We start from the raw sequence: 26,569 nt of genomic DNA on the forward strand, positions 1-26,569 counted from the left end.
GTTGGCCCGTTGTTCAGGCGCCCGGGGTTGCCGTCGCGGCCGGATCCACGCCCGGCGGCGTCACGTTGAAGCAGCCCCGGTAGGTTGCGTAGAACGAGCAGTACAGGATCGCCAGCATCAGCAGCGAATACGGCGTGACCAGGAACGACAGCACCGTCTCCGCGCCGAAGGCGCTGAACACCGCCTCCAGGAAGAACGGGATCGCCACCAGCAGCATCGCGAACAGCACCGCGTAGGTGAAGAACGCGCCGCGGTTGCGCCAGCAGGCGGTCCAGCTGAAGAACAGCGCCTTGACCGGCGGCACGCCGTGCCAGGCCGCCAGCAGCGGCGCGAACCAGAACATCATTGCGATCGGCGTGTACAGCAGCGCGCCGATCAGCATGGCGTAGTACAGCTGGCGCACCGCCTCGGCGGTCGGCGCTTCTTCCTTCAGCACGATCGGCACCAGCGCGCTCATGTCGACCACGGCGCCGGCGATCAGCCCCAGCACGAACACCAGGCCGGCGTAGATGCCGCCCAGCACCAGCAGGTTGCGCGTGGCTTCCTTGCCGTTGGCGCGAAAGCCCGCCAGCAGCACGGTGGGCAGTACGCGCTTGTTCTGGATCACGTCGCGGCATGCGGTCATCACGCCGACCGACAGGCCGGGGGTGACCACCAGCAGCGCGATGATGCCGATCAGCGGCACCACGATGGCCAGCTGCGCGGCGATCAGGTAGACGAACAGCAGCATCAGGAAGGTCAGCGGGTTCTTGCGGAACAGCCAGATGCCCTGGCGGAACCAGGTGTAGCCTTCCTTGGCAGGGACTTCCAGTAGTTGCATACGGATCAGATCCAGGGGAGCGGGGCGCTCGCAGGGTTCGCGGGAGTTGCGTCCAGGCGCCGGCGCAGGATGCGTTCGAAATGGGTCGGATCGTGCGGCTGCAGCATGTCGGCCTCGCGCGGCAGGTAGAAGTCCCACAGTCGCGACACCCAGAAGCGCAGCGCACCCGCGCGCAGCATGTCCTGCCAGTGCGCGGCTTCAGTATCGGTCAGCGGCCTGACCGCATGATAAGCCCGCAGCAGGGCCTGCGCGCGCGCCGGGTCGAGTTCGCCGCTGGCCAGGTCGATGCACCAGTCGTTGACGGTGACCGCCACATCGAACAGCCACTTGTCGTTGCCGGCGAAGTAGAAGTCGAAGAAGCCGCCCAGGCGGTGGCGCCCGCTGCCGTCTTCCTCGAACAGCGCGTTGTCGCGGAACAGGTCGCAGTGGCACGGGCCTTCGCCCAGGCTGGTGTAGGCCGCGCTGGCGAAGAAAGCGGCCTGGTGGGCGATCTCCTGCTGCAGCAGCGCGCGCTGCCCGGCATTGAGGAAGGGCAGGATCTCGCGCTCGGTCTGCTGCCACCACGGCAGGCTGCGCAGGTTGGGCTGGCGGCGCGGATAGTCCAGGCCGGCCAGGTGCATGCGCGCCAGCATGTCGCCGACTTTGGCGCAGTGCTGCGCGTCGGGTGCCAGCTGCGACGCGCCGGGCAGGCGCGTGACGATGGTGGCGGGCTTGCCCTTGAGCGGGCGCAGGATCTCGCCGTCGCGCGCCGGGATCGGCGCGGGCACGCGGATGCCGCGCTCGGCCAGGTGCGCCATCAGGTGCAGGTAGTAGGGCAGCTGCTCGAACGTCAGGCGCTCGAAAATGGTCAGCACGTACTGGCGCGTCTGGCCATCGTGCTCCGTGGTGAGGAAGAAATTGCTGTTCTCGATGCCAGAGGCGATGCCGCGCAGTTCGCGCACTTCGCCAAGGTTGAAATCCAGCAGCCAGCGGGCGATCTCGTCCTGCGAGACCGTGGTGAATACGGCCATACTCGTTGTGTGAAGCGAATCGGAAAACGGCGGGCGCCAAATTCGGACAAAGTCCGGGCCGCCGCCGCGGCATGACTGCCGGAGGGCCGGCGCGGCCTGGGGCTTATGCCAGGCCGTGGGCAAGCGAACTCAGAACTTCAGGTTGACCGAAGGCACGCGGTTGACGTCGTGATCGCGGATCTTGGGCGAGCTGTCTTCCGGCTTGCTCATTTCGTATTTTGTGCCGAAACCTGATTTGACCTGGATATCGGTGGCCCGTCCCTTGTCGCGGTACTCGCGCACCTGGGTGCCATCGCGCTCATTGAGCTGGAAGCTCGGCTCGCGCGGCTGGTTCAGTTGCGACTTGGCCGCCGGCGCGATCGGCTGGTTGTTGATCTGGTTCAGCTCCTGCTGCGTCAGCGCATTGCTTTCCTGCGCGACGGCCCAGCCGGAAGCCAGCGCCAGCGCGGCCGCCACGGCGGCGAGGCTGGACGCGGACCGCCTGGCAGGCGATTCGGGCTCGCCGGCCACGGCGGCAGACCGCGTGGACCGGACTGAGCGGACGGGAGAGGGGGAGGTCATCAGGTGCTCCTGTGCGGGCTGCGGAGTGACTTGCGCGCAGCGCCGCGGCATGCGGCGGTTGGACTGCAACCCGGCGGCGCCGGGCTTGGCAGACGGACAGGTTCCATTCTAGCAATTCCTGCCGTGCGCAGGCCGCCGCCGTGCCCCGAGGGGCACCTGCGCGACGACAAAAAGTGCAGTAAAGATCGCTTGATGGTGCGTGCCCGGCCCGGTGCCTGTTCCCGCCTTACAGGTAGAACATCTCTTCCTTGGGCGGGATCGGCTTGTCGCCGCCACGCTGCTCGTAGTAGTCGTAGACCGCTTCCAGCACTTCGTGCGGCTCGTCCACGATCTTCATCAGGTCCAGGTCGTGCTCGGCAATCAGGCCCATCGGCAGCAGCGTGAAGCGGAACCAGTCCAGCAGGCCCTTCCAGAAGCGGCTGCCGAACATGATCACCGGCACCGAGCGCGACTTGCCGGTCTGCACCAGCGTCAGCACCTCGGCCAGCTCGTCGAGCGTGCCGAAACCGCCCGGCATCACGATAAAGGCGTCCGAGTTCTTGACGAAGGTGACCTTGCGCGTGAAGAAGTGGCGAAAGCGCATGGCAATGTCCTGGTAAGGATTGCCCTGCTGCTCGTGCGGCAGTTCGATGTTCAGGCCGACGCTGGCGGACTTGCCGGCGTGCGCGCCCTTGTTGGCCGCTTCCATGATGCCGGGGCCGCCGCCCGAGATCACGGCAAAGCCCGCGTCCGAGAACAGCCGGGCGATCTCGATGGTGCGCTGGTAGTACGGCGAATCCTCGCGCAGGCGTGCGCTGCCGTAGATCGACACGGCCGGGCGGATCTCCGAGAGGTACTCGGTCGCCTCGATGAACTCTGCCATAATCGTGAACATTTGCCACGAGGCGCGCGCCTTCTTTGCGGTAGCGCGGTCTTCGTCGGCCAGCGCACGCAGGCTGGGGATCATCTTGCGCGGATTGGCGCGCGCCGCCGCAGCAGCAGCCTTTTCAGCAGCAACTTCAGGCGGATGGCCCGCGGCGGCAGCATCGGCGGCCGCGGCGATGGCCGCGGCGTGCTCCGCAGCAGCTGCCGGCGGGGGTTGCACGGTATCGCCGGAAAGATCGGAAACATCCGGGTCAGCAAGGGGGGCGGTCGAAGCACCGCCTGCAGCGGCACCAGTCAATTTTGAGTCCATGGGAATGTCGGATAGTCCAAAAACACTCTTGCTCGTCGATGGATCGAGCTATCTGTATCGCGCTTATCACGCTCTGCCGGACCTGAGGAATGGGGAGGGTCTGCCCACAGGGGCAATCTACGGCATGATCAACATGCTGCGCAAGTTGCGCAACGACTACCCGGCAGAGTATAGCGCCTGCGTGTTCGACGCCAAGGGCAAGACCTTCCGCGACGACATGTATCCGGCCTACAAGGAGCACCGGCCGTCCATGCCGGAAGACCTGGCGCGCCAGATCGAGCCGATCCACGAGGCCGTGCGCGCCATGGGCTGGCCGATCGTGGTGGTGGAGGGCGTGGAGGCCGACGACGTGATCGGCACATTGGCGCGCCAGGCCACGGAGCAGGGCGTGCGCACGGTGGTGTCCACCGGCGACAAGGACCTGGCGCAGCTGGTCAACGGCCAGGTGACGCTGGTCAACACCATGAGCGGCGAGGTGCTCGATCCCCCCGGCGTGGTGGCCAAGTTCGGCGTGCCGCCCGAGCGCATCATCGACTACCTGTCGCTGATCGGCGATGCGGTGGACAACGTGCCGGGCGTGCCCAAGGTGGGCCCCAAGACCGCGGTCAAATGGCTGGCCGAACATGGCTCGCTCGACGGCGTGATGGCCGCCGCCCCCGGCATCAAGGGCGTGGTCGGCGAGAACCTGCGCAATACGCTGGACTGGCTGCCGATGGCGCGCCAGCTGGTCACGGTCAAGACCGACTGCGACCTGTCCGCGGCGGTGGCGGACTTCCACGCGCTGCGCGAAATCGGCGAGGACAAAGAGAAGCTGGTGGCGTTCTTCTCGCGCTACGGCTTCAAGACCTGGCTGCGCGAAGCCACCGGCGAAAGCCTGCCCGATGCGCGCGCCCAGGCCCGCGCCCGCGCGGCGTCGGCCCCTGCCCAGGGCGGCCTGTTCGATGCCCCCCCGGCCGCTGACGGCGAGGCCGAGGCGCCGGCAGCGGAAGAGGCCGCGCCGACCGAGATCCGCTACGAGACCGTCAGCACCGAGGCCCAGCTGGAAGACTGGATGCGGCGCATCGAGGCCGCGCCGCTGGTGGCGATCGACACCGAGACCACCTCGCTCGATCCGCTGCAGGCGCAGCTGGTCGGCATCTCGCTGTCGGCCGAGCCGGGCGTGGCCTGCTATATCCCGGTGGCGCACCGCGGCCCGGACGTTGCCGGGCTGCCCGACCATGGCCAGCTGTCGCGCGAGTTCGTGCTCGCGCGCATGCGCGCCTGGCTGGAAGATGCCAGCCGCCCCAAGCTGGGCCAGAACCTCAAGTACGACGTCCATGTTTTCGCCAACCACGGCGTGACGCTGCGCGGCGTGGCGCACGACACCATGCTGCAGAGCTACGTGCTGGCCTCGCACCGCAACCACGGCATGGACAGCCTGGCCGAGCGCCTGCTGAGCCTGAAGACCATCACCTATGAAGAGGTGTGCGGCAAGGGCGCCAGCCAGATCGGCTTCGACCAGATCGACCTGGCGCGCGCCACCGAGTACGCCGCCGAAGACGCCGACGTGACGCTGCGCCTGCACCGCAAGATGTTCCCGCAGGTGGAAGCCGCGGCGGGCCTGCGCCGCGTGTATGAAGAGATCGAGATGCCGGTCTCGGTGGTGCTGCAGAAGGTCGAGCGCAACGGCGTGCTGATCGATGCCGGCCGCCTGGCCACGCAGAGCGCCGAGCTGGGCCAGCGCATGCTGGCGCTGGAGCAGTCCGCCTACGAGGCCGCCGGCCAGCCCTTCAACCTGGGCTCGCCCAAGCAGATCGGCGAGATCCTGTTCAGCCAGATGAAGCTGCCGGTGGTGAAGAAGACCGCCAGCGGCGCGCCCTCGACCGACGAAGAGGTGCTGCAGAAGCTGGCCGAGGACTACCCGCTGCCCAAGCTGCTGCTGGACTACCGCGGCCTGGCCAAGCTCAAGTCCACCTATACCGACAAGCTGCCGAAGATGGTCAACCCGCAGACCGGCCGCGTGCACACCAGCTACGGCCAGGCCACCGCGGTGACCGGGCGGCTGGCGTCGACCGAGCCCAACCTGCAGAACATCCCGGTGCGCACCGAGGAAGGACGGCGCATCCGCGAAGCCTTTATCGCCGAGCCGGGCAGCGTGATCGTGTCGGCCGACTACTCGCAGATCGAACTGCGCATCATGGCCCATATCTCGGGCGACGAGAACCTGCTGCGCGCGTTTGCCAACGGCGAGGACATCCACCGCGCCACCGCCGGCGAGATCTTCGGGGTCGAGCGCGAGGCCGTCAGCAGCGAGCAGCGCCGCTATGCCAAGGTGATCAACTTCGGCCTGATCTACGGCATGAGCGCGTTCGGGCTGGCCAGCAACCTGGGCATCGAGCGCGAGGCCGCCAAGCACTATATCGACCGCTACTTCATGCGCTATCCGGGCGTGGCCCACTACATGGAAGAGACCCGGCAGACCGCGCGCGAGCAGGGTTATGTCGAGACCGTGTTCGGCCGCCGGCTGTGGCTGCCCGATATCAACGGCGGCAACGGCCCGCGCCGCCAGGCCGCCGAGCGCGCCGCCATCAACGCGCCGATGCAGGGCACGGCAGCCGACCTGATCAAGCTGTCGATGATCGCGGTGCAGGGCTGGCTGGAGCGCGACGGGCTGCGCACGCGCCAGATCATGCAGGTGCACGATGAACTGGTGCTGGAGGTGCCGGAGCACGAGCTGGAGCTGGTCAGGGTGCGGCTGCCGGAGTTGATGTGCTCGGTGGCGCAGTTGCGCGTGCCGCTGGTGGCCGAAGTGGGCAGCGGCGCCAACTGGGAAGAGGCGCACTGAAGCCATACCCTGGCGAGCCGGCCGTCCGGGCCGGCTCGCCCGCCTTGCGTGGTGGTATCGAATGAAGCGACTGCTGAGTCAGGCCTGCCGGCTTGCCAGCAATGCTGCAATGCAGCAGACTGTGGAAAAGGCCTCAGGCAAGAATTCACAAAAACGCATCAGGTAGACCATGACAGAAACTAAGACGCCCCCCCGCATCGTTGTCGTCGGAGGGGGAGCAGGGGGGCTGGAACTGGTAACGAAGCTGGGCGACAAGCTCGGCCGCAAGGGCGAGGCGCAGGTGGTGCTGGTGGACCGCCTGCCCACCCATATCTGGAAGCCGCTGCTGCATGAAGTGGCGGCCGGCAGCATGGACCCCAATACGCACCAGCTGGAATATGCGGCGCAGGCGCGCTGGCATCACTTCGAGTTCCAGCTGGGCGAGCTGACCGGCATCGACCGCACCCGCAAGACCATTTCGGTGTCGGCCAGCTTCGACGAGGACGGTGCCGAACTGCTGCCCGCGCGCGAACTGCCCTATGACACGCTGGTGCTGGCGATCGGTTGCGTCACGCATTTCTTCGGCGTGCCGGGCGCGGCCGAGAATGCCATTGCGCTGGATGTCGTGGCGCAGGCCGAGCGTTTCCGCAAGCGGCTGATCGCGGCTTGCGTGCGTGCCCAGAACGGGCGCGGGCGCATGGGCGAGGACGGCCGGCCGCGCGTGGACATCGCCATCATCGGCGCGGGCGCCACCGGCGTGGAGCTGTCGGCCGAACTGCGCAACACCGCGCATGTGCTCAGCGCCTATGGCCTGCACCGGCTTGACCCGCGCCGCGATGTGCGTATCCACGTGATCGAGGCCGGCCCGCGCATCCTGCCGGCGCTGTCCGAGCGGGTCTCGGCCGAGACCGCCAAGCTGCTGAAGAAACTCGACGTCAATGTCCTGACCGGCGAGCGCGTCACCGAGGTCACGCCGCAGGCGGTGCTGACTGCCAGCGGCAAGCATATCGATGCCGACCTGACGGTGTGGGCGGCGGGGATTACGGCGCCGCCGGTGCTGGCCAGCCTGGGCCTGCCGGTCAGCCGCCAGGGCCAGATCGTGGTCGGGCCGACGCTGCAGAGCGAGGGCGACCCGGACATCTTCGCCTTCGGCGATTGCGCCAGCTGCCCGTGGCCGGAGAAACAGGCCTCGGTGCCGCCGCGCGCACAGGCCGCGCACCAGCAGGCTACCTTCCTCTACGACGCGCTGCGCGCCCGGCTGGCAGGGCGGCCGCTGCCCAGGTTCGCCTTCAAGGACCTCGGCTCGCTGGTGTCGCTGGGGCATTTCAGCGCGGTGGGCAGCCTGATGGGCGGGCTGATCGGTGGCTCGATGTTTATCGAAGGGCTGATGGCGCGCGTCATGTACACATCGCTCTACCGCATGCACGTGATGGCGCTGCACGGCGCCCTGGGCATGGCGCTGGACACCGTCTCGCACTGGCTGCGCCGCAAGACCAGTCCGCGCGTCAAGCTGCACTGACGCGGTAGCCCGGCCGGCTCCTGCCGGGCTACCAGTCAAACCTGCAGGCCCGCTCCCCCGGGCGGCCGGCCGCCGGCGTGCATGCGCCGCCATGTCTTCTCCATGTCTGCTTAAAATCTGGCGCTGGCGCCGCATCTCGGCCCAGCCACCAACGATCCTGGAGACACGCATGCTCAAACCGGAAGTGGATAGCCTGGTCCCCGGCCAGACCTTCGACCGCCGCGGCTTTGTCAAGACGGCGCTGGGTTCTGCCTTTGCGGCGGCCGCGCTGCCGGTGATGGCCCAGCAGGCCATCAGGACCGACTTTGCCGGCCTGAGCGCCGGCGAGATCACCATCCCCTCGGGCGGCTTCAGCATGCCGGCCTACCGCGCCCAGCCGGAAGGCAGGAAGAACCCGCCGGTGGTGCTGGTGGTCAGCGAGATCTTCGGCGTGCACGAGCATATCGCCGATGTGTGCCGGCGCTTTGCCAAGCTGGGCTACCTGGCCATCGCGCCGGAGCTGTTCGCGCGGCAAGGCGATCCCCAGAGCTTCGGCACCATCCAGGAACTGCAGCGCGAGGTCATCGCCAAGGTGCCTGACGCGCAGGTCATGGGTGACCTGGACGCCGCCGCGGCCTGGGCCGGTGCCAACGGCGGCGACGTGTCGCGCCTGGCCATCACCGGCTTCTGCTGGGGCGGCCGCATCACCTGGCTCTATGCCGCGCACAATATGCGCCTGAAGGCCGGGGTGGCCTGGTACGGCCAGCTGGCGCCCGAGACGACCCCGCTCAAGCCCAGGAACCCGATCGACCTGGTCGGCCAGCTCCATGCCCCGGTACTCGGCCTGTATGGCGGCAAGGACACCGGCATCCCGCTGGAGCAGGTGGAGAAGATCAAGGCCGCGCTGGCATCGTCGTCCGACCCGGACGCCAGGGCCTCGCGCTTTGTCGTCTATCCGGAATCCGGCCACGCCTTCCATGCCGACTACCGGCCCAGCTACCGCGAGGCCGATGCCAGGGACGGCTGGCAGAAGTGCCTGGACTGGTTCAGGCAGCACGGCGTCGCCTGATCCGGCGGTCCAGGCGCCTGCCGCCCGACGGCAGGATTGCAAAGTCCCGGCGGATACGTACAATGCGGCCTTTGAGTTATTGCAACATTGTTGCGTTTGCCGCCCGGCGCGATGCGGGCGGAACGGCGGGGCCGCGTGGCACCGCCACCCCGGGAGCCCATCATCCATTCGACGCTTTTGTATATCCTGCTCGCCGCCACGATCTCGGGGGTGGGCAGCATCTTCGGGGCGGCGCTGCTGTCGCTGACGGTGGCGTCCCGCGTGGTCGAGCGCATGGTGAGCTTCTCGGTGGGCGTGCTGCTGGCCACCGCGCTGCTGCATTCGCTGCCCGAGGCCTTCGAGTCCGGCGCCGACTCGCGCGCGCTGTTCGGCACCTTGCTGGCGGGGCTGCTGGGCTTTTTCCTGCTGGAAAAGATCTCGCTGCTGCGCCACTCGCACCACCACGAGGGCGACGGGCACCACCACCACCACGGCCATGACCGCGAGGAAGCGGGCCGCAGCGGGCTGACCATCCTGGTCGGCGACACCTTCCACAACTTTGCCGACGGCATCGTGATCGCGGCGGCCTTCCTGGCCGATCCGCATATCGGCGTGGTCACCGCGCTGGCGATCGCGGCGCACGAGATCCCGCAAGAGGTGGGCGACTTCATCGTGCTGCTCAACGCCGGCTTCTCCAAGGCGCGCGCCTTTGCCTTCAACCTGCTGTCGAGCCTGGCGGCGATTGCCGGCGGGCTGGTCGGGTACTACCTGCTCGACGAGATGAGCGGCTGGATTCCGTACGTGCTGGTGATTGCCTCGAGCAGCTTCCTCTATATCGCGGTCAGCGACCTGATGCCGCAGATGCAGCGCAAGCCGCGCTGGCGCGAATCGGCGATCCAGGTGGTACTGGTGGCCGCGGGCATCTCGGCCATCGTCTTCATCACCAACGGCGTGCACGAGCAGCACAGCCACGGCGGGCACGGCCATGCCGCGCCCGTTGCCTCGTCACGCTGAGGTCAGGCCGCCCCGGTAGCGACCGGGCGCGCCGGGTCGGCGCACCATTCGCTCCACGATCCCGGATACAGCGCCGCGCCGCCCAGGCCGGCCGCTTCCAGCGCCAGCAGGTTGTGGCAGGCCGTGACGCCGGAGCCGCACTGCATCACCGCCTGCGCCGGGGCGCGTGCGCCCAGCACCGCGCCGAACTCGGTGCGCAGGGTTTCGGCCGGCTTGAAGCGGCCGTCCGCCCCCAGGTTGTCCTTGAAGAAGCGGTTGACCGCGCCGGGAATATGGCCGCCGACCGGGTCCAGCGTCTCGTTCTCGCCGCGGAAGCGGTCGGGGGCGCGGGCATCGACCACCAGCAGCCCGGCGCTGTCGAGGTTGCCGACCAGCGCGGCCGCGTCGACGGTCGGCACCAGCGACTTGCGGCGGCTGACCTTGCCGGGGAATTCCGGCTCTTCCGCGGCATCGTGCTGCAGCGGCAGGCCGGCCCTGACCCAGGCGTCCTTGCCGCCATCGAGCACGGCCACGGCATCGTGGCCGATCCAGCGCAGCAGCCACCACAGCCGCGCGGCGAATATGCCGCCCTGGGCGTCGTAGGCCACCACGGGGGTGTCGTCGTCCGCGCCCAGCGCCTGCAGGCGAGCGACCAGGTCGTCGGCATCCGGCAAGGGGTGGCGGCCGTTGCTGCCGGTCCTGGGGCCGGACAGCTCATTGTCCAGGTGCAGGTAGAAGGCACCGGGCAGGTGGCCGGTGCGGAAGGCCTCGCGGCCGGCGGCCGGGTCGGCCAGGTCAAAGCTGCAGTCGATCACGACGCAACTGCCGGGCGTGGCCAAGAGCGATTGCAGCGCGGCGACGGAAATCAGCGGTTTCTGCATAGTAGTCCTGTTGCGATCGAACGAAAGGATCAAGGGGAATCTGGCCTGGCCGATGCTACACCTCGGGGTGCACTTCCGCCTCGGGTGACTTGACCGGCGTGGCGGGGGTCGGCTTGGCATCGGTGCCCTGGCGCGCGCGCATCAGCGTGGTGGCGATGCCGCTGGCGATGATCAGCGCCATGCCCAGCCACGACAGCCAGTTCAGGCGGTCGGACCAGATCAGCATGCCCCAGACGCTGGAGAAGACGATGCCGGCATATTGCAGGTTGGCGGTCAGCAGGGTGTTGCCGCGCTTGTAGGCGCGCGTCATTGCGGTCTGGCCCAGCGTGGCCAGGATGCCGATGGCCAGCAGCAGGCCGGCGCCGTACCAGGTATGCGGGCTGACGCCGCCAAGCAGCATCCACACCAGCCCGGCGATCATGCCGACCAGCGAGAAATAGAACACGATGCGGCCCTCGGGCTCGCCCAGCTGGCCGAGCTGGCGCACCTCGACATAGGCCAGCGCAGTGAACATGCCCGAGATCAGGCCGACCAGGCCGCCGGTGAGCTGGTCCTTGCCGACCGACGGCTGCAGCAGGCAGATCACGCCGGCAAAGGACAGCAGGATCGCCAGCACCAGGCGCCGGTCGGCATTGCCGGCGGTGCCGGCCAGCGCCGCGCCGGCGCCCAGGATCAGCGCGATCCACACCGGCGACATGTAGTTCAGCGTCATCGCCGTGGCCAGCGGCAGCAGCGAGATCGAGGTGAACCACAGCATCAGCGCGGTCACGCCGAATACGCTGCGCTTGATGTGCGACAGCATGTAGGGCGTGCGCACCGGGACCCCGCGCGAGGACAGCAGCACCCACATGATGACCACGCTGATCAGGCCGCGGTAGAAGACGATCTCGCCGGTGGTGTAGAGATCGGACGCCAGCTTGACGCCAACCCCCATCAACGAGAAGGCGAAGGCGGCGAACAGCATCCAGAGCGATTGCATGGCGAGGGCGTGGTGAAGCGAGCAGAAGCGGGAGAGGAGTCCGGCGCGCGAGCGGGGCTTCGTGGCTGGCCTCGCGTCGCGGAACGGGCCGGCGCGGGCGGCATGCGCCGCCGGCGCCGAACGATGATTCTAGCAGCGCACATCGGCCCCAAGACAAAACGGACCGCCATGGCGGTCCGTTGCTGCGTGCGTTGTGCGGTTATCGCGCTAGCCGGCGTAAGTCATCGCGCGGCGATACCACTCGTGGAAGTGCTGCATGCCGTCTTCCATCGGCGACTGGTACGGACCGACCTCGCTGGTGCCGCGCTTGAGCAGCGCCAGCCGGCCGGCGTCCATGCGCTCGGCGATCTCGTCGTCCTCGATGCAGGTTTCCATATAGGCGGCGCGCTCGGCCTCGACGAACTCGCGCTCGAACAGCGCGATTTCCTCGGGGTAGTAGAACTCGACCACATTGCGCGTCTTGCGCGGGCCGACCGGGTGCAGCGTCGAGATCACCAGCACGTTCGGGTACCACTCCACCATGATGTTGGGGTAGTAGGTCAGCCAGATCGCGCCGTGCTTGGGCAGCACGCCGTTGTTGAAGCGCAGCACCGCGTCGTGCCATTTCTGGTACGTCGGGCTGCCGGGGCGCTTCAGGCCGGCGTGCAGGCCCACGGTCTGCACGCTGTGCCACTCGCCGAACTCCCACTTGAGGTCGTCGCACGACACGAAGCTGCCCAGCCCCGGGTGGAACGGCACGACATGGTAGTCCTCCAGGTAGACCTCGATAAAGGTCTTCCAGTTGTAGTCGCACTCGTGCACCTCGACGTGGTCCAGCATGTAGCCGTCGAAGTTCAGGTCCTGCGCCACGCCCAGCCTGGCCAGGTCGGCGCGCACATCGCGCTTGCCTTCGAACAGCAGGCCGTTCCAGTTCTGCAGCGGCGAGCGCTTCAGGTGCAGGCAAGGTTGCTTGTCGAAATGCGGCGCGCCGAGCAGTTCGCCCTTCAGGTCGTAGGTCCAGCGGTGCAGGGGGCAGACGATGTTCTGCGCATTGCCGCGGCCGTTGAGCATGATGGCCTGGCGGTGGCGGCAGACATTGGACATCAGTTCGATACCGGCGGCGTTGCGCACCAGCATGCGGCCTTCGTCCTCGGCCTTGAGCGTGTGGAAGTCGCCGACTTCCGCAACCATCAGTTCGTGGCCGACATAGCCCGGGCCATTCCTGAACAGCAGTTCGAGTTCTTGTTGATGCAGTGCTTCGTCGAAATAGACGCCGACGGGCAGCTGCGAATCAGCCGGCGCCAGGTTGAGCGCGGTGCTGAGATTGGACATTATCCCCACTCCCAGATGAACAGGTGAAAGCAGTGAACAACCCAACCATCGAAAATTGAATCGATTTGGGAAAGACTGCCGCCCGGTCGGGAATCTCCCGCACACCCCTGGCGGCGAACGGGGGATTGTACCCGAGCCAAAAAGTTAAGGGACTGATTTTTTTGCCTTTTTAGCGAAAAAGTCGACCCGGGTCGTCATCGGGGTGCCGTAGCGGGCGCATTCGGAAAGACGACCCGAGCGCACAAGTCACTTCTCGGGTTCTGGCACCGGAATGGGGCATGTTGTGAATATGCTGCTCTGCGCAACGTTGGGGGAAAGCGCGCGCTTTGGCGTAAAATCCGGGCTTCCCCATCCGGGGTTCCCCCCGGCCCTTGATTCCAGGTCCTGATATGCCAAAAACCACGACCGCTCCGGTCCAGACCGACAACACCGACAGCAGCGCCTTGGCGCCGCCGGCTTCCTACGAGGCGGCGATGGCCGAACTGGAAACGCTGGTGGCCAGCATGGAAAGCGGCGAACTGCCGCTGGAGGCCTCGCTGGCGGCCTACCGCCGCGGTGCCGAGCTGGTGCGCTACTGCCAGCAGAAGCTGGAGCGGGTCGAGCAGCAGGTCCGGGTGCTGGAGGGCGATGTGCTCAAGCCCCTGGCCGGCGATGGCAATGGTGGCAACGGTGCACAGGGGGCGGACGAGGCATGAGCGACTTTGCACAATGGATGCAGGCCCAGGGCGTGCGCACCGAGGCTGCCCTGCAGACAGCGTTGCCTGAAGGCAACACCGTGCCCCACACCCTGCACGAAGCGATGCGGTATGCTGCACTGAGCGGCGGCAAGCGCGTGCGGCCGCTGCTGGTGCATGCCGCTGGCGAAGTCAGCGGCGCGGCCCCGACCGCCTGCGACGCGGCGGCCTGCGCGGTGGAGATGATCCACGCCTATTCGCTGGTGCACGACGATATGCCCTGCATGGACGACGATGACCTGCGCCGCGGCCGGCCGACGGTGCACAAGGCTTATGATGAGGCCACCGCGCTGCTGGTGGGTGACGCCTTGCAGACCCAGGCCTTTATCGTGCTGGCTGGCGCCGGGGGCATCGCGCCCGCGGTGCGGCTGCAACTGGTGGCGGAGCTGGCGCAGGCGTCGGGCTCGATCGGCATGGCCGGCGGCCAGGCGATCGACCTGCAGAACGTGGGCCGCGCCATGTCGCGCGAGGCGCTCGAGGCCATGCACCGCATGAAGACCGGCGCACTGTTGCGCGCCAGCGTGCGCATGGGTGCGCTATGTGGTGAAATCGACGCCCGGGGCCTGGCCGCGCTGGACCGCTATGCGGCGGCGGTGGGATTGGCGTTCCAGGTGGTTGACGATATTCTGGACGTCACTGCGGATACCGCCACGCTGGGCAAGACCGCCGGCAAGGACGCCGCCCATGACAAGCCGACCTATGTGTCGCTGATGGGCCTGGACGCGGCGCGCGAACTGGCCGGAGCGCTGCGCACCGACGCCCACGAGGCGCTGGCTGGCTTTGGCGACCGCGCGGCCCGCCTGCGCGACCTGGCGGACCTGATTGTGCTGCGCACACATTGAACTGAGAGCCGGACGTGAGAATTCGGCGGCCGAACGGACACCATGACCTACGCACTCCTCAACAAGATTGACGCCCCCGCAGACCTGCGCAAGCTCGACCGGCGCGAGCTCCAGACCCTGGCGGACGAACTGCGCGCCTATGTACTGGAGTCGGTCTCGCAGACCGGCGGCCACCTGTCGTCCAACCTGGGCACGGTCGAGCTGACCATCGCGCTGCACTACGTCTTCCACACCCCGGACGACCGGCTGGTGTGGGACGTGGGCCACCAGAGCTATCCGCACAAGATCCTGACCGGGCGCCGCGAACGCATGGGCACGCTGCGCCAGTGGGGCGGCATCTCGGGCTTCCCGCGCCGCAGCGAGAGCGAATACGACACCTTTGGCACCGCGCATTCGTCGACCTCGATCTCGGCCGCGCTGGGCATGGCGCTGGGCGCGCGCACGCTGGGCCAGCAGCGCGTCTCGGTGGCGGTGATCGGCGACGGCGCCATGACCGCGGGCATGGCCTTCGAGGCCCTGAACAATGCCGGCGTGTACAAGGACCTGCCGCTGGTGGTGGTGCTCAACGACAACGACATGTCGATCTCGCCGCCGGTGGGCGCGCTCAACCGCCACCTGGCGCGGCTGCTGAGCGGCCAGTTCTACGCGGCCACCAAGAAGGGCATCGAGAAAGTCCTGTCGGTGGCGCCGCCGGTGCTGGAGTTCGCCAAGCGCTTCGAGGAGCATGCCAAGGGCATGATGGTGCCGGCCACGCTGTTCGAGGAATTCGGCTTCAACTACATCGGCCCGATCGATGGCCATGACCTGGGCTCGCTGGTGCCGACGCTGCAGAACATCCGCCAGCGCGCGCTGGAAGGCGCCGGCCCGCAGTTCCTGCACGTGGTCACCAAGAAAGGCCAGGGCTACAAGCTGGCCGAGGCCGACCCGATCCTGTACCACGGCCCCGGCAAGTTCAATCCGGCCGAGGGCATCCGCCCGGCGGCCAAGCCCGCGCGCAAGACCTACACGCAAGTGTTCGGCGACTGGCTGTGCGACATGGCCGCGGCCGACAAGCGCCTGGTCGGCATCACCCCGGCGATGCGCGAGGGCTCGGGCATGGTCGAGTTCGAAAAGCGCTTCCCGGACCGCTACTACGACGTGGGCATCGCCGAGCAGCACGCGGTGACCTTTGCCGGCGGCCTGGCCTGCGAGGGCCTGAAGCCGGTGGTGGCGATCTATTCGACCTTCCTGCAGCGCGGCTATGACCAGCTGATCCACGACGTGGCGCTGCAGAACCTGCCGGTGGTGTTCGCGCTGGACCGCGCCGGCCTGGTCGGCGCCGACGGCGCCACGCATGCGGGTGCCTACGACATCGCCTACCTGCGCTGCATCCCCAACATGATGGTGATGACGCCGTCCGACGAGAACGAGTGCCGCCAGCTGCTGAGCACGGCGTTCCACCAGGCCTGCCCGACCGCCGTGCGCTATCCGCGCGGCTCCGGCCCGGGCGCGGCCATTGCCGCCGCGCTCACCACCTTGCCGGTCGGCAAGGGCGTGGTGCGCCGCGAGGGCCGTGCACGCGCGGGGCACCGCGTGGGCTTCCTGGCGTTCGGCTCGATGGTGCATCCGGCCTTGGGCGCGGCCGAGGCGCTGGACGCCACCGTTGCCGACATGCGCTTCGTCAAGCCGCTCGACGTGGAACTGGTCAAGCGCCTGGCCGCCGAAAACGACTACCTGGTGACCGTGGAAGAGGGCAGCGTGATGGGCGGCGCCGGCAGTGCCGTGCTCGAGGCGCTGGCCGAGGCCGGTATCGACAAGCCGGTGCTGACGCTGGGCCTGCCCGACCGCTTCGTCGACCATGGCGACCCGGCCTACCTGCTGCAGCAATGCGGCCTGGACGCGGCCGGCATCGAGCGCTCGGTGCGCGAGCGCTTCGGGCTGGACCAGCCCAAGGTCATGGTCGCCTCGCGCGTGGCCTGATTACCCGCCACGCCCAGGGGGATTCGGGCCGCCGCACCACGTGTGCGTCCGAATTCCCTTAAACTCCCCTTTTTTTGTGTTCGCAGCTGCGGGCCTGCCTGTGCAGGGTCCCGTGGTTTCACACTCGTTGCGCGGCATGGATGGACTGCGAAAATGCCGCGACCGTAAGGGCTTGTGCCGCCCCCCATTGGCGCAACCCTGGAGGAAACCGTAGATGAATGACATCAATCCCGCCTTTGTCATGCCCGACGTCCAGTCGAGCCCCGACACCCGCCAGATCCCCATCCAGCGTGTCGGCGTCAAGGGCGTGCGCTACCCCGTGACCCTGAAGACCCCGACCGGCATCGTGCCGACCGTGGGCACCTTCAACCTGGACGTGCATCTGCCGGCGGACCAGAAGGGCACGCATATGTCGCGCTTTGTCGCGCTGCTGGAAGAAGAGCGCGCGCCGCTGGAGCTGTCCAGCTTCCGGCTGATGCTGGACAAGATGCTGGAAAAGCTGGAAGCCGAGGCCGGCCGCATCGAGGTCAGCTTCCCGTACTTCATCAGCAAGATCGCGCCGGTGTCGGGCGTGGAGTCGCTGCTGGACTACGAGGTCACGCTGACCGGCGAAGTGCGCAACGGCGCTACGCGCGTGTTCCTGAAGGCGCTGGTGCCGGTGACCAGCCTGTGCCCGTGCTCGAAGAAGATCTCGCAATATGGCGCGCACAACCAGCGTTCGCATATCACCATGAACGTGGAGCTGGCCGGCGAGCTGCCGGTGGAAGCGCTGGTGCGCATGGCCGAGGAAGAGGCTTCGTGCGAACTGTGGGGCCTGCTCAAGCGTCCGGACGAGAAGTTCGTCACCGAGCGCGCCTACGAGAATCCCAAGTTCGTCGAGGACCTGGTGCGCGATATCGCCATGCGGCTGAATGCGGATGACCGCATCGTGGCCTATGTGCTGGAGGCGGAGAACTTTGAGTCGATCCACAACCACAGCGCGTATGCGGTGATCGAGCGGGACAAGCGCGTCGCCTGACCGCTTTGTTAGCTGCCAATGAAAATAGCCACCGCATGCGGTGGCTATTTTTTTGCGCGGTTCAGGCCGCCGAGGGCAGGCGGATATCCGCCAGGTCCCAGCGCGGCGTCACGCCGTAGCCATACTCATGCCGCGCCTGTTCCGGCGCGGCCTGCAGCCGCATCGCGCCGGCAAACGCAATCATCGCGCCGTTATCGGTGCAGAACGCCAGGTCCGGGTAATAGACCTCCAGCTTGCGCTGCCTGCCAAGCTGGTCCAGCCGCTCGCGCAATTGCCGGTTGGCGCCCACGCCGCCGGCCACCACCAGCCGCTTGTGGCCGGTCTGCTTGAGCGCCGCCATCGACTTGGCGGCGAGCACGTCGACGATGGCATCGACAAAGGCGCGCGCCAGGTTGGCGCGGTCCTGCTCGCAGGTATTGGCGAGCTTGCGGGTTTGCGTCAGCACCGCGGTCTTCAGCCCGGCGAAGGAGAAGTCCAGGTTGCCCGAATGCAGCATCGGCCGCGGCAGCGCGAACGCGCCGGGAATGCCGAACTCGGCCAGCCGCGACACTTCCGGGCCGCCCGGATAACTCAGGCCCAGCAGCTTGGCGGTCTTGTCGAAGGCTTCGCCGGCGGCGTCGTCCAGCGTTTCGCCGAGCAGCGTGTAATCGCCGATGCCGCGCACTTCCATCAGCTGCGTATGCCCGCCCGACACCAGCAGCGCCACGAACGGGAAGGGCGGCGGCTCGCGCGTCAGCAGCGGCGACAGCAGGTGGCCTTCCAGGTGATGCACGCCCACCATCGGCACGTTCAGCGCGAAGCCGAGCGCATTGGCCACCGAGGCGCCGACCAGCAGCGCGCCGGCCAGGCCGGGGCCCTGGGTGAAGGCGATGGCGTCGATGTCCTGGCGGGTGCGGCCGGCATCGGCCAGCACCTGTTCCAGCAGCGGCAGCACGCGGCGGATATGGTCGCGCGAGGCCAGTTCGGGGACGACGCCGCCGTAGTCGCGGTGCATGGCGATCTGCGAGTGCAGCGCGTGCGCCAGCAGGCCGGCCCCGGTGTCGTAGAGGGCGAGGCCGGTTTCGTCGCAGGAGGATTCGATGCCGAGGACAAGCATGGGAAGCGCATGGAGCCGTGTCCGGTCAGGGAAACGGCTGTCGAAACAACAGGTTGCAGGAAGCGCGCAGGGTAGCACAGCGGCGCGCGGCGTGCTTTTCGCTACAATCTGCCCTTTCTCTGGCGGTGGCAATACACATGGATTCGCGAGGCGTGCAATGAGCGGGGCAACCCCGGCCCGGACGGGCCGGTACGACGTGGCCGTGCTGGGCGCCGGCGCGGCCGGCATGATGTGCGCCGCCGTGGCCGGCCAGAACGGCGCGCGCGTGGTGCTGATCGACCATGCCACCAAGCTTGCTGAAAAGATCCGCATCTCCGGCGGCGGGCGCTGCAACTTCACCAACCTGCAGGCCGGGCCCGCCAACTATCTGTCGTCCAATCCGCACTTCTGCCGCTCGGCGCTGGCGCGCTACACGCCGCAGGATTTCCTGGGACTGATGCGCCGCTACGGCATCGACTGGCACGAGAAGCATCGTGGCCAGCTGTTCTGTAATGACAGCGCCGAAGACGTGATCGCCATGCTGCGCGCCGAATGCGACGCGGGCCAGGTGCGCTGGCAGACCGGCTGCACCGTGGCCGAGATCCGGCGCGAGGGCGACGACTACCTGCTGCTCACCTCCACTGGCACGGTGCGGGCCGGGGCCCTGGTGGTCGCCACCGGCGGACTGTCGATCCCCAAGATCGGCGCCACCGACTTTGGCTATCGCATCGCCCGGCAGTTCGGGCTGGGCATTGTCGAGACCCGCCCGGCGCTGGTGCCGCTGACCTTCGATGGCAAGGACTGGGCGCCGTTCGCGCCGCTGGCCGGCGTGTCGCTGGAAGTGGATATCGCCAGCGGCAGCGGCAAGGCCGCCGGCGCCTTCCGCGAAGACCTGCTGTGGACGCACCGGGGGCTGTCCGGCCCGGCCGTGCTGCAGATCTCCAGCTACTGGCGCCCCGGCACGCCGATCGCCATCGACCTGTTCGACGGCGAGGATGCCGCGGCGTGGCTGCTGGAACAGAAGGCCGGCAGCCGCAAGCACCTGGGCAACCTGCTGGCGCAACGGCTGCCGGCGCGGCTGGCCGATGCCTGGTGCGCGGCCTCGGGCGTGGATGCGACCATGCCGCTGCATGATGTGACCGACAAGGCCCTGCGCAAGCTGGGCGCCACGCTCAACGACTGGCGCATCGTGCCGTCGGGCACCGAGGGCTACCGCAAGGCCGAGGTCACGCTTGGCGGGGTCGATACGCGCGCGCTGTCGTCGGGCACGATGATGGCCCGCGAGGTGGCGGGCCTGTATTTCATTGGCGAGGTGGTCGACGTGACCGGCTGGCTGGGGGGCTACAACTTCCAGTGGGCCTGGGCCTCCGCGGTGGCGGCGGGGCAGGCCGCGGCCGAGGCGGCGCGTACCGCGTCGGCCGGGCAATCGGTGGCCCAGGGCTAGCCGCGAAGGTGATCGATGGGCGGTAATCGGCACTCGGAACGCGTCCGTTGCACGCCACTTCCGCGTTGGATTGTTGATGCTACAATCCAGAACTTCGTAGAGCCGCTATCCCGAAAATTTCTTCATTTTCTGGCCAAATGACCGCGATCCATCTCAAGGAAAACGAGCCTTTTGAAGTTGCCATGCGCCGTTTCAAGCGCACCATCGAGAAGAACGGGCTGCTCCCGGAACTGCGGGCCCGCGAGTTTTACGAAAAGCCAACCGCCGCGCGCAAGCGCAAGAAGGCTGCCGCAGAGGCGCGCCACTACAAGCGCATCCGCAGCCAGATGCTGCCGAAGAAGCTGTACTGACCCGGCGCTCCCGCTTGCCTCCGACCCGCTGTGGCGCATGCTTCGGCGGGTTTTTGCGTTCTGGGCCTTGCAGCGGGCGGCCGCCGCCGCCATCTGTGAGTGTCCGCCCACTTTCTGGAAGATCACGATGTCCCTCAAAGCCCGTATCAGCGAAGACATGAAGACCGCCATGCGCGCCCGCGAAACGGAGCGCCTCGGCACTATCCGCCTGCTGCTGGCCGCCATCAAGCAGCGCGAAGTCGATGAGCGCGTCGAACTGGACGATACCGCCGTGCTGGCCGTGGTCGAAAAGCTGATCAAGCAGCGCAAGGACTCGATTTCGCAATTCCAGCAGGCCGGCCGCAATGACCTGGCCGACAAGGAACTGGCGGAAGTCGAAGTGCTGAAGGTCTACATGCCTGCCGCGCTGTCCGACGACGAAGTCGCCGCCGAAGTGCAGCAGGCCGTTGCCGCCACCGGCGCCGCCGGTCCGCAAGACATGGGCAAGGTCATGGGCGTGCTCAAGGGCAAGCTGGCTGGCCGCGCCGACATGACCGCCGTGTCGGCCCTGGTCAAGGCCGCGCTTGCAGCAAAGTAAGTGCTGATTTAATCAAATGTGAGCGGGATGAGCGCCGAACTGATATGGTTCGGCGTAGTTGTACGGAGATGCGAAGCAGTCCGGGCGGCGTTATCTCGCTGCACTACAATATTCCGATAGCAGCCGGGCGCCGCACCGGTCACGCATTCCTAGAAAAATGCCGCCCGCCGCGGGTCGGCCAAGCCTCAGGACGGTCAGTCGGGTGATTCCGCAATCCTTTATTCAGGACCTGCTCAACCGTGTCGACATTGTCGATGTGGTGGGCAAGTATGTGCAGCTGAAGAAGGGCGGCGCCAATTTCATGGGGCTGTGCCCCTTCCATAACGAGAAATCCCCGTCGTTCACGGTATCGCCGACCAAGCAGTTCTACCACTGCTTCGGTTGTGGCGCCCACGGCTCGGCCATTGGCTTCCTGATGGAGTTTTCCGGCCAGTCGTATCCGGAGGCGGTGCGCGAGCTGGCCCAGTCGGTCGGCATGACCGTGCCGGAAGAGCGCGACCGGCTGCCGCCTGGCCAGCGCGCCGAACAACAGGCACGCTCGGTGGCGCTGTCCGACGCCATGACCCGCGCCACCGATTTCTACCGCCGCCAGCTGCGCGGCGCCCCCCAGGCCATCCAGTACCTGAAGGGCCGCGGGCTGACCGGTGAGATCGCCGGCCAATTCGGCCTGGGCTATGCGCCCGACGACTGGCAAGGCCTGGAAGCGGTGTTCGGCGGCTATCGAGACGACAACGTGGCGGCGCCGCTGGTCGAATCCGGCCTGCTGATCGAAAGCGACAAGCGCGATGCCGACGGCAAGCCGCGCCGTTACGACCGCTTCCGCGACCGCATCATGTTCCCCATCCGCAACACCAAGGGGGCCGTGATCGGCTTCGGCGGGCGCGTGATGGGGCAGGGCGAGCCCAAGTACCTGAACTCGCCAGAGACCCCGCTGTTCAGCAAGGGCACGGAGCTGTACGGGCTGTTCGAGGCCCGCCACGCGATCCGGGAAACCGGCTACGTGCTGGTGGTCGAAGGGTATATGGACGTCGTGGCGCTGGCCCAGCTCGGTTTTGCCAATGCCGTCGCCACCTTGGGCACGGCGTGCACCCCCGTGCACGTGCAGAAGCTGCTGCGCCAGACCGACGCGGTGGTGTTCTCGTTCGACGGCGACTCGGCCGGGCGCCGCGCGGCCAGGCGGGCGCTGGAGGCCTGCCTGCCGCATGTGGCCGACAACAAGACCATCCGCTTCCTGTTCCTGCCGGCCGAGCACGATCCGGACAGCTATGTGCGCGAAGAGGGCACCGAGGCCTTTGCCACCCAGGTGCGCAACGCCATGCCGCTGTCGCGCTTCCTGCTGCAGTCGGTCACCGAAGAGCTGGACCTGCGCCAGCCCGAAGGCCGGGCCCGGGCCCAGTACGAGGCCAAGCCGCTGCTGCAGGCCATGCCCGCGGGCGGCCTGCGGCTACAGATTGTGCGCGAACTTGCCGATGCCACGGGTACGACCCCCGCGGAGATCGAAGCCATCTGCGGCCTGCGCAGCGACCCGGCCCGTGTTGGCCGCTTCGCCCAGCCGCGCCCGCGCGCGCGCCGCCAGGCCCCGACCGGCCTGGAGCAGCGGGTGATCCAGCTGCTGATGTGCTACCCGGCGCTGTCGGCGCGCCTCGACGAGGATGCGCGCGCGCTGCTGCTGGATAGCGAGAATGGTGACATTGAAGTGCTGGCACACCTGGTTTCGGCGTGCGACAGCGTGCAGGGCGAGGTCAATTTTGCGGCGTTCAGCGAACATCTGGCCCAGTCGCCCTACGCCGAGGCCTATGCCGTGGCGCGTACCGCGGTGCTGCGGGAAGAGATCGAAGAGGAACCCGCAACCCAGGAATTCGATGCGGCCATCACCAAGCTGCTGGCCGAGCCGCTGCGGCGCGAACTCGAGGGCCTGCAGGCGGAAGTGGTGGCCGGCACGGCCGATGAGGCGGCCAAGCAGCGCATGCGCTGGCTGGTGGGAGAAATCCACCGGCGGCGCCAACTTGGCTGAGGTGCCTGTGGGTGCCCTGGCATTAACCGGGAGGCGGCAGTAAGCGTTGGATAGGCGTTGGATCAGGGACTGGGCCCGGCCCCGCCGAGCTTAAGCCTTGATTTTTCAGGTGAAAACCTCACCTGACAGGGAGCTGGCTATGCGTGGCGTGCTACAATAGCCGGTTTGGATTGCGAAATCTCTCTCCAGTTCTGGTGAAAGTGAGCGTGCCAATGGCAAAGGCCAAAGCAACCGAAAGGGTTACCTCAAAAGCTCCCCAATCAGGGAGCGGCAAGGCGTCTGTGAAAACAACGGCGGCGAAGACATCGACCGCGTCAGTCAAGACACCACCCCGGTCTGCGCCATCAAAGTCCGTGCGTAGCGCGCAAGCGCCCGCCGAGACGACTCCCACCAGGACCCGCACATCCGAAAAGACAAAGGCCTCGACTTCGGCACGCGAGAGCGGCAAGAGCGCCAGTACGAGCGGCAAGGTCGCCGCATCTGCACCAGTGAAAGGCAAGAGTATCACCGTGGCGAAACAGCAGAATACCGAAGTCGAGAGCAAGCGAGCGGCAGCCGCCGGCGCCAAGAGTGGGGAGGCCAAGGCTGGCACCGCCACCACGGCAACCAAGGCGCATGCCGCGACACCTGCATCCGTTGCATCCGAGCGTCCCGCTGCGCCGGCAATCAAGCCGGAGCCGAAAAAGCGTGGCCGCAAGCCCAAGGCCGAGATGCAGCACGACGACAGCACAACAGACGACGTGACTGAAGAGTTTTACGAGAACGATACGCGCGCGGCGGGAACACCGGCCGCGGCGCCGAAGACCGAAAAGCAGAAAGCCAAGGACCGCAAGGCCAAGGAAAAGGCGCTGCTCAAGGAGTTCGCCTCGACCCAGCAGGGCACTGAGGAAGAGCTTGAACTGCGTCGCCAGAAACTCAAGGCGCTGATCAAGCTGGGCAAGTCGCGCGGCTACCTGACCTACGCGGAAATCAACGATCACCTGCCGGACGACATGGTCGATTCGGAAACGATCGACACGCTGGTCGCCACGCTGAACGACATCGGCATCGCTGTCTATGAACAGGCGCCGGATGCCGAGACGCTGCTGCTCAACGACAACGCCCCGTCCGCCACCAGCGAGGAAGAAGCCGAGGAAGAGGCCGAAGCGGCCCTGTCCACGGTGGACTCCGAGTTCGGCCGCACCACCGACCCGGTGCGCATGTATATGCGCGAGATGGGCACGGTCGAGCTGCTCACGCGCGAAGGCGAAATCGTGATCGCCAAGCGCATCGAAGCCGGCCTGAAGGACATGGTGATGGCGATTTCGGCTTGCCCGGTCACCATCTCCGAGATCCTGGCCCATGCCGAGCGCGTAGCCAACGACGAGATCAAGATCGACGAATTCGTCGACGGCCTGATCGATCCGAACGCCGAGGAAGTGGCCGAGTCCCCGGCCGCCGCAGCCGCGCCCGCCGCTGACGAAGACCTCGAGTCCGACGATGAAGAAGACGTCGATGAGGACGAGGACGACGAAGGCGACGCGGGTGCCGGTGCCTCCGCGCGCCAGCTTGAAGAACTGAAGCAGAACGCGCTGGAGAAATTCCGCGTGATCGCCGAGCAGTTCGACAAGATGCGCCGCGCGTTCGAGAAGGAAGGCTACAAGTCCAAGTCTTACGTCAAGGCGCAGGAAGCCATCCAGGCCGAGCTGATGGGCATCCGCTTCACCGCCCGCAATGTCGAGCGCCTGTGCGACACGCTGCGTGGCCAGGTGGACGAAGTGCGCAAGCTCGAGCGCGCCATCCTGAATACCATCGTGGACAAGTGCGGCATGCCGCGCTCGGATTTCGTGGCCCGCTTCCCGGGCAACGAGACCAACCTCGAGTGGGTGCACACCGTGATCGCCGATGGCAAGCCGTACAGCACCATCGTCGAGCGCAACGTGCCGGCCGTGCATGAGCTGCAGCAGAAGCTGATCGACCTGCAGTCGCGCGTGGTGCTGCCGCTGAAGGAACTGAAGGACGTCAACCGCAAGATGGCCGAAGGCGAGCGGCGCGCCCGCGAAGCCAAGCGCGAGATGACCGAGGCCAACCTGCGCCTGGTGATCTCGATCGCCAAGAAGTACACCAACCGCGGCCTGCAGTTCCTCGACCTGATCCAGGAAGGCAATATCGGCCTGATGAAGGCGGTGGACAAGTTCGAATACCGCCGCGGCTACAAGTTCTCGACCTACGCCACGTGGTGGATCCGCCAGGCCATCACGCGCTCGATCGCCGACCAGGCACGCACCATCCGTATCCCGGTGCACATGATCGAGACCATCAACAAGATGAACCGCATCTCGCGCCAGATCCTGCAGGAAACCGGCAATGAGCCGGATCCGGCAACGCTGGCCGAGAAGATGGAGATGCCGGAAGACAAGATCCGCAAGATCATGAAGATCGCCAAGGAGCCGATCTCCATGGAAACGCCGATCGGTGACGACGACGACTCCCATCTGGGCGACTTCATCGAGGACACCAACACGCTGGCCCCGGCCGAAGCGGCACTGCATGGCTCCATGCGCGACGTCGTCAAGGACGTGCTGGACTCGCTCACGCCGCGCGAAGCCAAGGTGCTGCGCATGCGTTTCGGCATCGAAATGAGTACCGACCACACGCTGGAAGAGGTCGGCAAGCAGTTCGACGTCACGCGTGAACGGATCCGCCAGATCGAGGCCAAGGCACTGCGCAAGCTGCGCCACCCGAGCCGCTCGGACAAGCTGAAGAGCTTCCTGGAAGGCAATTAAACGCTTCCAAGGGCCTCTAGCTCATGCCTGGTTAGAGCAGCGGACTCATAATCCGTTGGTGCCGTGTTCGACTCACGGGAGGCCCACCAATGTGAAAAGGGACTGCAGGTGACACCTGCAGTCCCTTTTTTCTTGCCCGGCGCGCGCCTGGTAGTTGGGCGCGGCCCGAATCGGCCCGCAATGCTACTTCCAGAAGCCTGCGTGCGGCGCCGCGGCTTCGTCCTCCAGTACCGGTCCCACCACATCCACCTTGCGCTGGCCGCGCGCAAACACCTCGCGGCAGGGCAGGGAGAAGGTCGGGTTCTCCGGATGGTCGCCGGTCAGGCCCAGCAGCTTGTGCTCCGACAGCGCATAGACCACGCGCCCGATGCCCGTCCAGTAGATCGCGCCGGAGCACATGCAGCATGGCTCCGCGCTGGTGTAGAGAGTGCAGTTGGCCAGCTGCTCAGGCGGCAGCACGCGCGCGGCCTGCGCTGCGGCGACCAGTTCGGCGTGCTGGGTCGGATCGCCTTCCGGCGGCATCGAATTGTTGCCGGCGCTGGCGATGATATTGCCCGCCTGGTCGGCCACCAGCGCGGCGAACGGATGACGGCCGCGGGCTTTGGACTCGTCGGACAGCGCGATCGACTGGCGCAGCAGTTCCAGGTCGAGCGGCGACAGCTCGGCGCCGGACGGGTCTGTGATTCGGGTCATGCTTGAGGTCTCCGGTTGAG

Annotated in this window: 23 protein-coding genes and 1 tRNA gene; 14 read left to right on the plus strand and 10 right to left on the minus strand. The window is 67.1% G+C overall.

What is annotated here, in order from left to right; all coding sequences use genetic code 11:
* Positions 1–13: 13 nt before the first annotated feature.
* The 4 genes from ACZ5MJ_RS03865 to ACZ5MJ_RS03880 all read right to left on the minus strand — a co-directional run bounded on the left by ACZ5MJ_RS03865 (position 14) and on the right by ACZ5MJ_RS03880 (position 3,565).
* Positions 14–820 carry a BPSS1780 family membrane protein gene (locus ACZ5MJ_RS03865; protein WP_464222518.1) on the minus strand — a complete coding sequence of 269 codons (807 nt, stop codon included), beginning with the start codon at positions 818–820 and terminating at the stop codon, positions 14–16.
* A 5-nt stretch (positions 821–825) separates the two neighbouring features.
* Positions 826–1,830 (minus strand): homoserine kinase, encoded by a 1,005-nt coding sequence (locus ACZ5MJ_RS03870; protein WP_464222519.1) that lies wholly within the window; start codon positions 1,828–1,830, stop codon positions 826–828.
* Positions 1,831–1,959: 129 nt separating this feature from the next.
* A complete protein-coding gene (locus ACZ5MJ_RS03875) occupies positions 1,960–2,391 on the minus strand; it encodes a hypothetical protein (RefSeq protein WP_464222520.1) in 432 nt (143 codons plus the stop codon).
* A 226-nt stretch (positions 2,392–2,617) separates the two neighbouring features.
* Positions 2,618–3,565, minus strand: coding sequence for an LOG family protein (locus ACZ5MJ_RS03880; RefSeq protein WP_464222522.1), 948 nt, complete (start codon positions 3,563–3,565; stop codon positions 2,618–2,620).
* Between the two features lie 4 nt (positions 3,566–3,569).
* Between ACZ5MJ_RS03880 and polA the strand changes: the two genes are divergently transcribed.
* The 4 genes from polA to ACZ5MJ_RS03900 all read left to right on the plus strand — a co-directional run bounded on the left by polA (position 3,570) and on the right by ACZ5MJ_RS03900 (position 9,928).
* The gene (polA, locus tag ACZ5MJ_RS03885) at positions 3,570–6,389 is read left to right on the plus strand and encodes a DNA polymerase I (protein ID WP_464222523.1); all 2,820 of its coding nucleotides are present in this window, start codon (positions 3,570–3,572) and stop codon (positions 6,387–6,389) included.
* 169 nt (positions 6,390–6,558) lie between these two features.
* A complete protein-coding gene (locus tag ACZ5MJ_RS03890) occupies positions 6,559–7,887 on the plus strand; it encodes an NAD(P)/FAD-dependent oxidoreductase (protein ID WP_464222524.1) in 1,329 nt (442 codons plus the stop codon).
* Positions 7,888–8,056: 169 nt separating this feature from the next.
* Positions 8,057–8,935 (plus strand): dienelactone hydrolase family protein, encoded by an 879-nt coding sequence (locus ACZ5MJ_RS03895; protein WP_464222526.1) that lies wholly within the window; start codon positions 8,057–8,059, stop codon positions 8,933–8,935.
* Between the two features lie 111 nt (positions 8,936–9,046).
* A complete protein-coding gene (locus tag ACZ5MJ_RS03900; protein ID WP_464223646.1) occupies positions 9,047–9,928 on the plus strand; it encodes a ZIP family metal transporter in 882 nt (293 codons plus the stop codon).
* 2 nt (positions 9,929–9,930) lie between these two features.
* Here the strand turns inward: ACZ5MJ_RS03900 and ACZ5MJ_RS03905 are convergent, their stop codons facing one another.
* The 3 genes from ACZ5MJ_RS03905 to ACZ5MJ_RS03915 all read right to left on the minus strand — a co-directional run bounded on the left by ACZ5MJ_RS03905 (position 9,931) and on the right by ACZ5MJ_RS03915 (position 13,078).
* Positions 9,931–10,788 (minus strand): sulfurtransferase, encoded by an 858-nt coding sequence (locus ACZ5MJ_RS03905; RefSeq protein WP_464222527.1) that lies wholly within the window; start codon positions 10,786–10,788, stop codon positions 9,931–9,933.
* Between the two features lie 55 nt (positions 10,789–10,843).
* The gene (locus ACZ5MJ_RS03910) at positions 10,844–11,767 is read right to left on the minus strand and encodes a DMT family transporter (RefSeq protein ID WP_464222528.1); all 924 of its coding nucleotides are present in this window, start codon (positions 11,765–11,767) and stop codon (positions 10,844–10,846) included.
* 207 nt (positions 11,768–11,974) lie between these two features.
* The gene (locus ACZ5MJ_RS03915) at positions 11,975–13,078 is read right to left on the minus strand and encodes an aromatic ring-hydroxylating oxygenase subunit alpha (protein ID WP_464222529.1); all 1,104 of its coding nucleotides are present in this window, start codon (positions 13,076–13,078) and stop codon (positions 11,975–11,977) included.
* Positions 13,079–13,467: 389 nt separating this feature from the next.
* Between ACZ5MJ_RS03915 and ACZ5MJ_RS03920 the strand changes: the two genes are divergently transcribed.
* The 4 genes from ACZ5MJ_RS03920 to folE2 all read left to right on the plus strand — a co-directional run bounded on the left by ACZ5MJ_RS03920 (position 13,468) and on the right by folE2 (position 17,631).
* Positions 13,468–13,773 (plus strand): exodeoxyribonuclease VII small subunit, encoded by a 306-nt coding sequence (locus ACZ5MJ_RS03920; protein ID WP_464222530.1) that lies wholly within the window; start codon positions 13,468–13,470, stop codon positions 13,771–13,773.
* Complete coding sequence (locus tag ACZ5MJ_RS03925; RefSeq protein WP_464222531.1) at positions 13,770–14,654, plus strand: polyprenyl synthetase family protein; 885 nt, start codon at positions 13,770–13,772, stop codon at positions 14,652–14,654. The genes ACZ5MJ_RS03920 and ACZ5MJ_RS03925 overlap by 4 nt, the downstream gene beginning before the upstream one ends.
* 42 nt (positions 14,655–14,696) lie before the next feature.
* On the plus strand, positions 14,697–16,613 hold the full coding sequence (gene dxs / locus ACZ5MJ_RS03930) for a 1-deoxy-D-xylulose-5-phosphate synthase (protein WP_464222532.1): 1,917 nt from the start codon (positions 14,697–14,699) through the stop codon (positions 16,611–16,613).
* A 214-nt stretch (positions 16,614–16,827) separates the two neighbouring features.
* Entirely contained in the window at positions 16,828–17,631 is an 804-nt protein-coding gene (gene folE2, locus ACZ5MJ_RS03935; RefSeq protein ID WP_464222533.1) for a GTP cyclohydrolase FolE2, read from the plus strand.
* A 61-nt stretch (positions 17,632–17,692) separates the two neighbouring features.
* Here folE2 and tsaD read toward each other — a convergent pair whose 3' ends face one another.
* The gene (tsaD, locus tag ACZ5MJ_RS03940; protein ID WP_464222535.1) at positions 17,693–18,727 is read right to left on the minus strand and encodes a tRNA (adenosine(37)-N6)-threonylcarbamoyltransferase complex transferase subunit TsaD; all 1,035 of its coding nucleotides are present in this window, start codon (positions 18,725–18,727) and stop codon (positions 17,693–17,695) included.
* Between the two features lie 157 nt (positions 18,728–18,884).
* Between tsaD and ACZ5MJ_RS03945 the strand changes: the two genes are divergently transcribed.
* From ACZ5MJ_RS03945 to dnaG, 4 genes are all read left to right on the plus strand, one after another.
* A complete protein-coding gene (locus ACZ5MJ_RS03945) occupies positions 18,885–20,150 on the plus strand; it encodes a BaiN/RdsA family NAD(P)/FAD-dependent oxidoreductase (RefSeq protein ID WP_464222536.1) in 1,266 nt (421 codons plus the stop codon).
* A 137-nt stretch (positions 20,151–20,287) separates the two neighbouring features.
* On the plus strand, positions 20,288–20,500 hold the full coding sequence (gene rpsU / locus ACZ5MJ_RS03950; RefSeq protein WP_464222537.1) for a 30S ribosomal protein S21: 213 nt from the start codon (positions 20,288–20,290) through the stop codon (positions 20,498–20,500).
* Positions 20,501–20,627: 127 nt separating this feature from the next.
* Positions 20,628–21,077 carry a GatB/YqeY domain-containing protein gene (locus tag ACZ5MJ_RS03955; RefSeq protein WP_464222538.1) on the plus strand — a complete coding sequence of 150 codons (450 nt, stop codon included), beginning with the start codon at positions 20,628–20,630 and terminating at the stop codon, positions 21,075–21,077.
* Between the two features lie 202 nt (positions 21,078–21,279).
* A complete protein-coding gene (gene dnaG / locus ACZ5MJ_RS03960; protein WP_464222539.1) occupies positions 21,280–23,091 on the plus strand; it encodes a DNA primase in 1,812 nt (603 codons plus the stop codon).
* A 151-nt stretch (positions 23,092–23,242) separates the two neighbouring features.
* On the opposite strand, the gene ACZ5MJ_RS03965 is transcribed toward dnaG, so the two are convergent.
* Positions 23,243–23,590 carry a hypothetical protein gene (locus ACZ5MJ_RS03965; RefSeq protein WP_464222540.1) on the minus strand — a complete coding sequence of 116 codons (348 nt, stop codon included), beginning with the start codon at positions 23,588–23,590 and terminating at the stop codon, positions 23,243–23,245.
* On the opposite strand from ACZ5MJ_RS03965, the gene rpoD reads away from it, so the two are divergent.
* Together rpoD and ACZ5MJ_RS03975 are read left to right on the plus strand one after the other, a co-directional pair.
* Positions 23,580–25,856: an RNA polymerase sigma factor RpoD gene (rpoD, locus tag ACZ5MJ_RS03970; RefSeq protein WP_464222541.1), complete on the plus strand. Its 2,277-nt coding sequence runs from the start codon at positions 23,580–23,582 to the stop codon at positions 25,854–25,856. The genes ACZ5MJ_RS03965 and rpoD overlap by 11 nt on opposite strands.
* A gap of 10 nt (positions 25,857–25,866) precedes the next feature.
* Positions 25,867–25,945: transfer RNA gene (locus ACZ5MJ_RS03975), tRNA-Ile, on the plus strand.
* A gap of 94 nt (positions 25,946–26,039) precedes the next feature.
* Here the strand turns inward: ACZ5MJ_RS03975 and ACZ5MJ_RS03980 are convergent.
* The gene (locus tag ACZ5MJ_RS03980) at positions 26,040–26,549 is read right to left on the minus strand and encodes a nucleoside deaminase (RefSeq protein WP_464222542.1); all 510 of its coding nucleotides are present in this window, start codon (positions 26,547–26,549) and stop codon (positions 26,040–26,042) included.
* Positions 26,550–26,569: the final 20 nt, after the last annotated feature.

Source organism: Cupriavidus sp. LA-1, assembly GCF_055385985.1.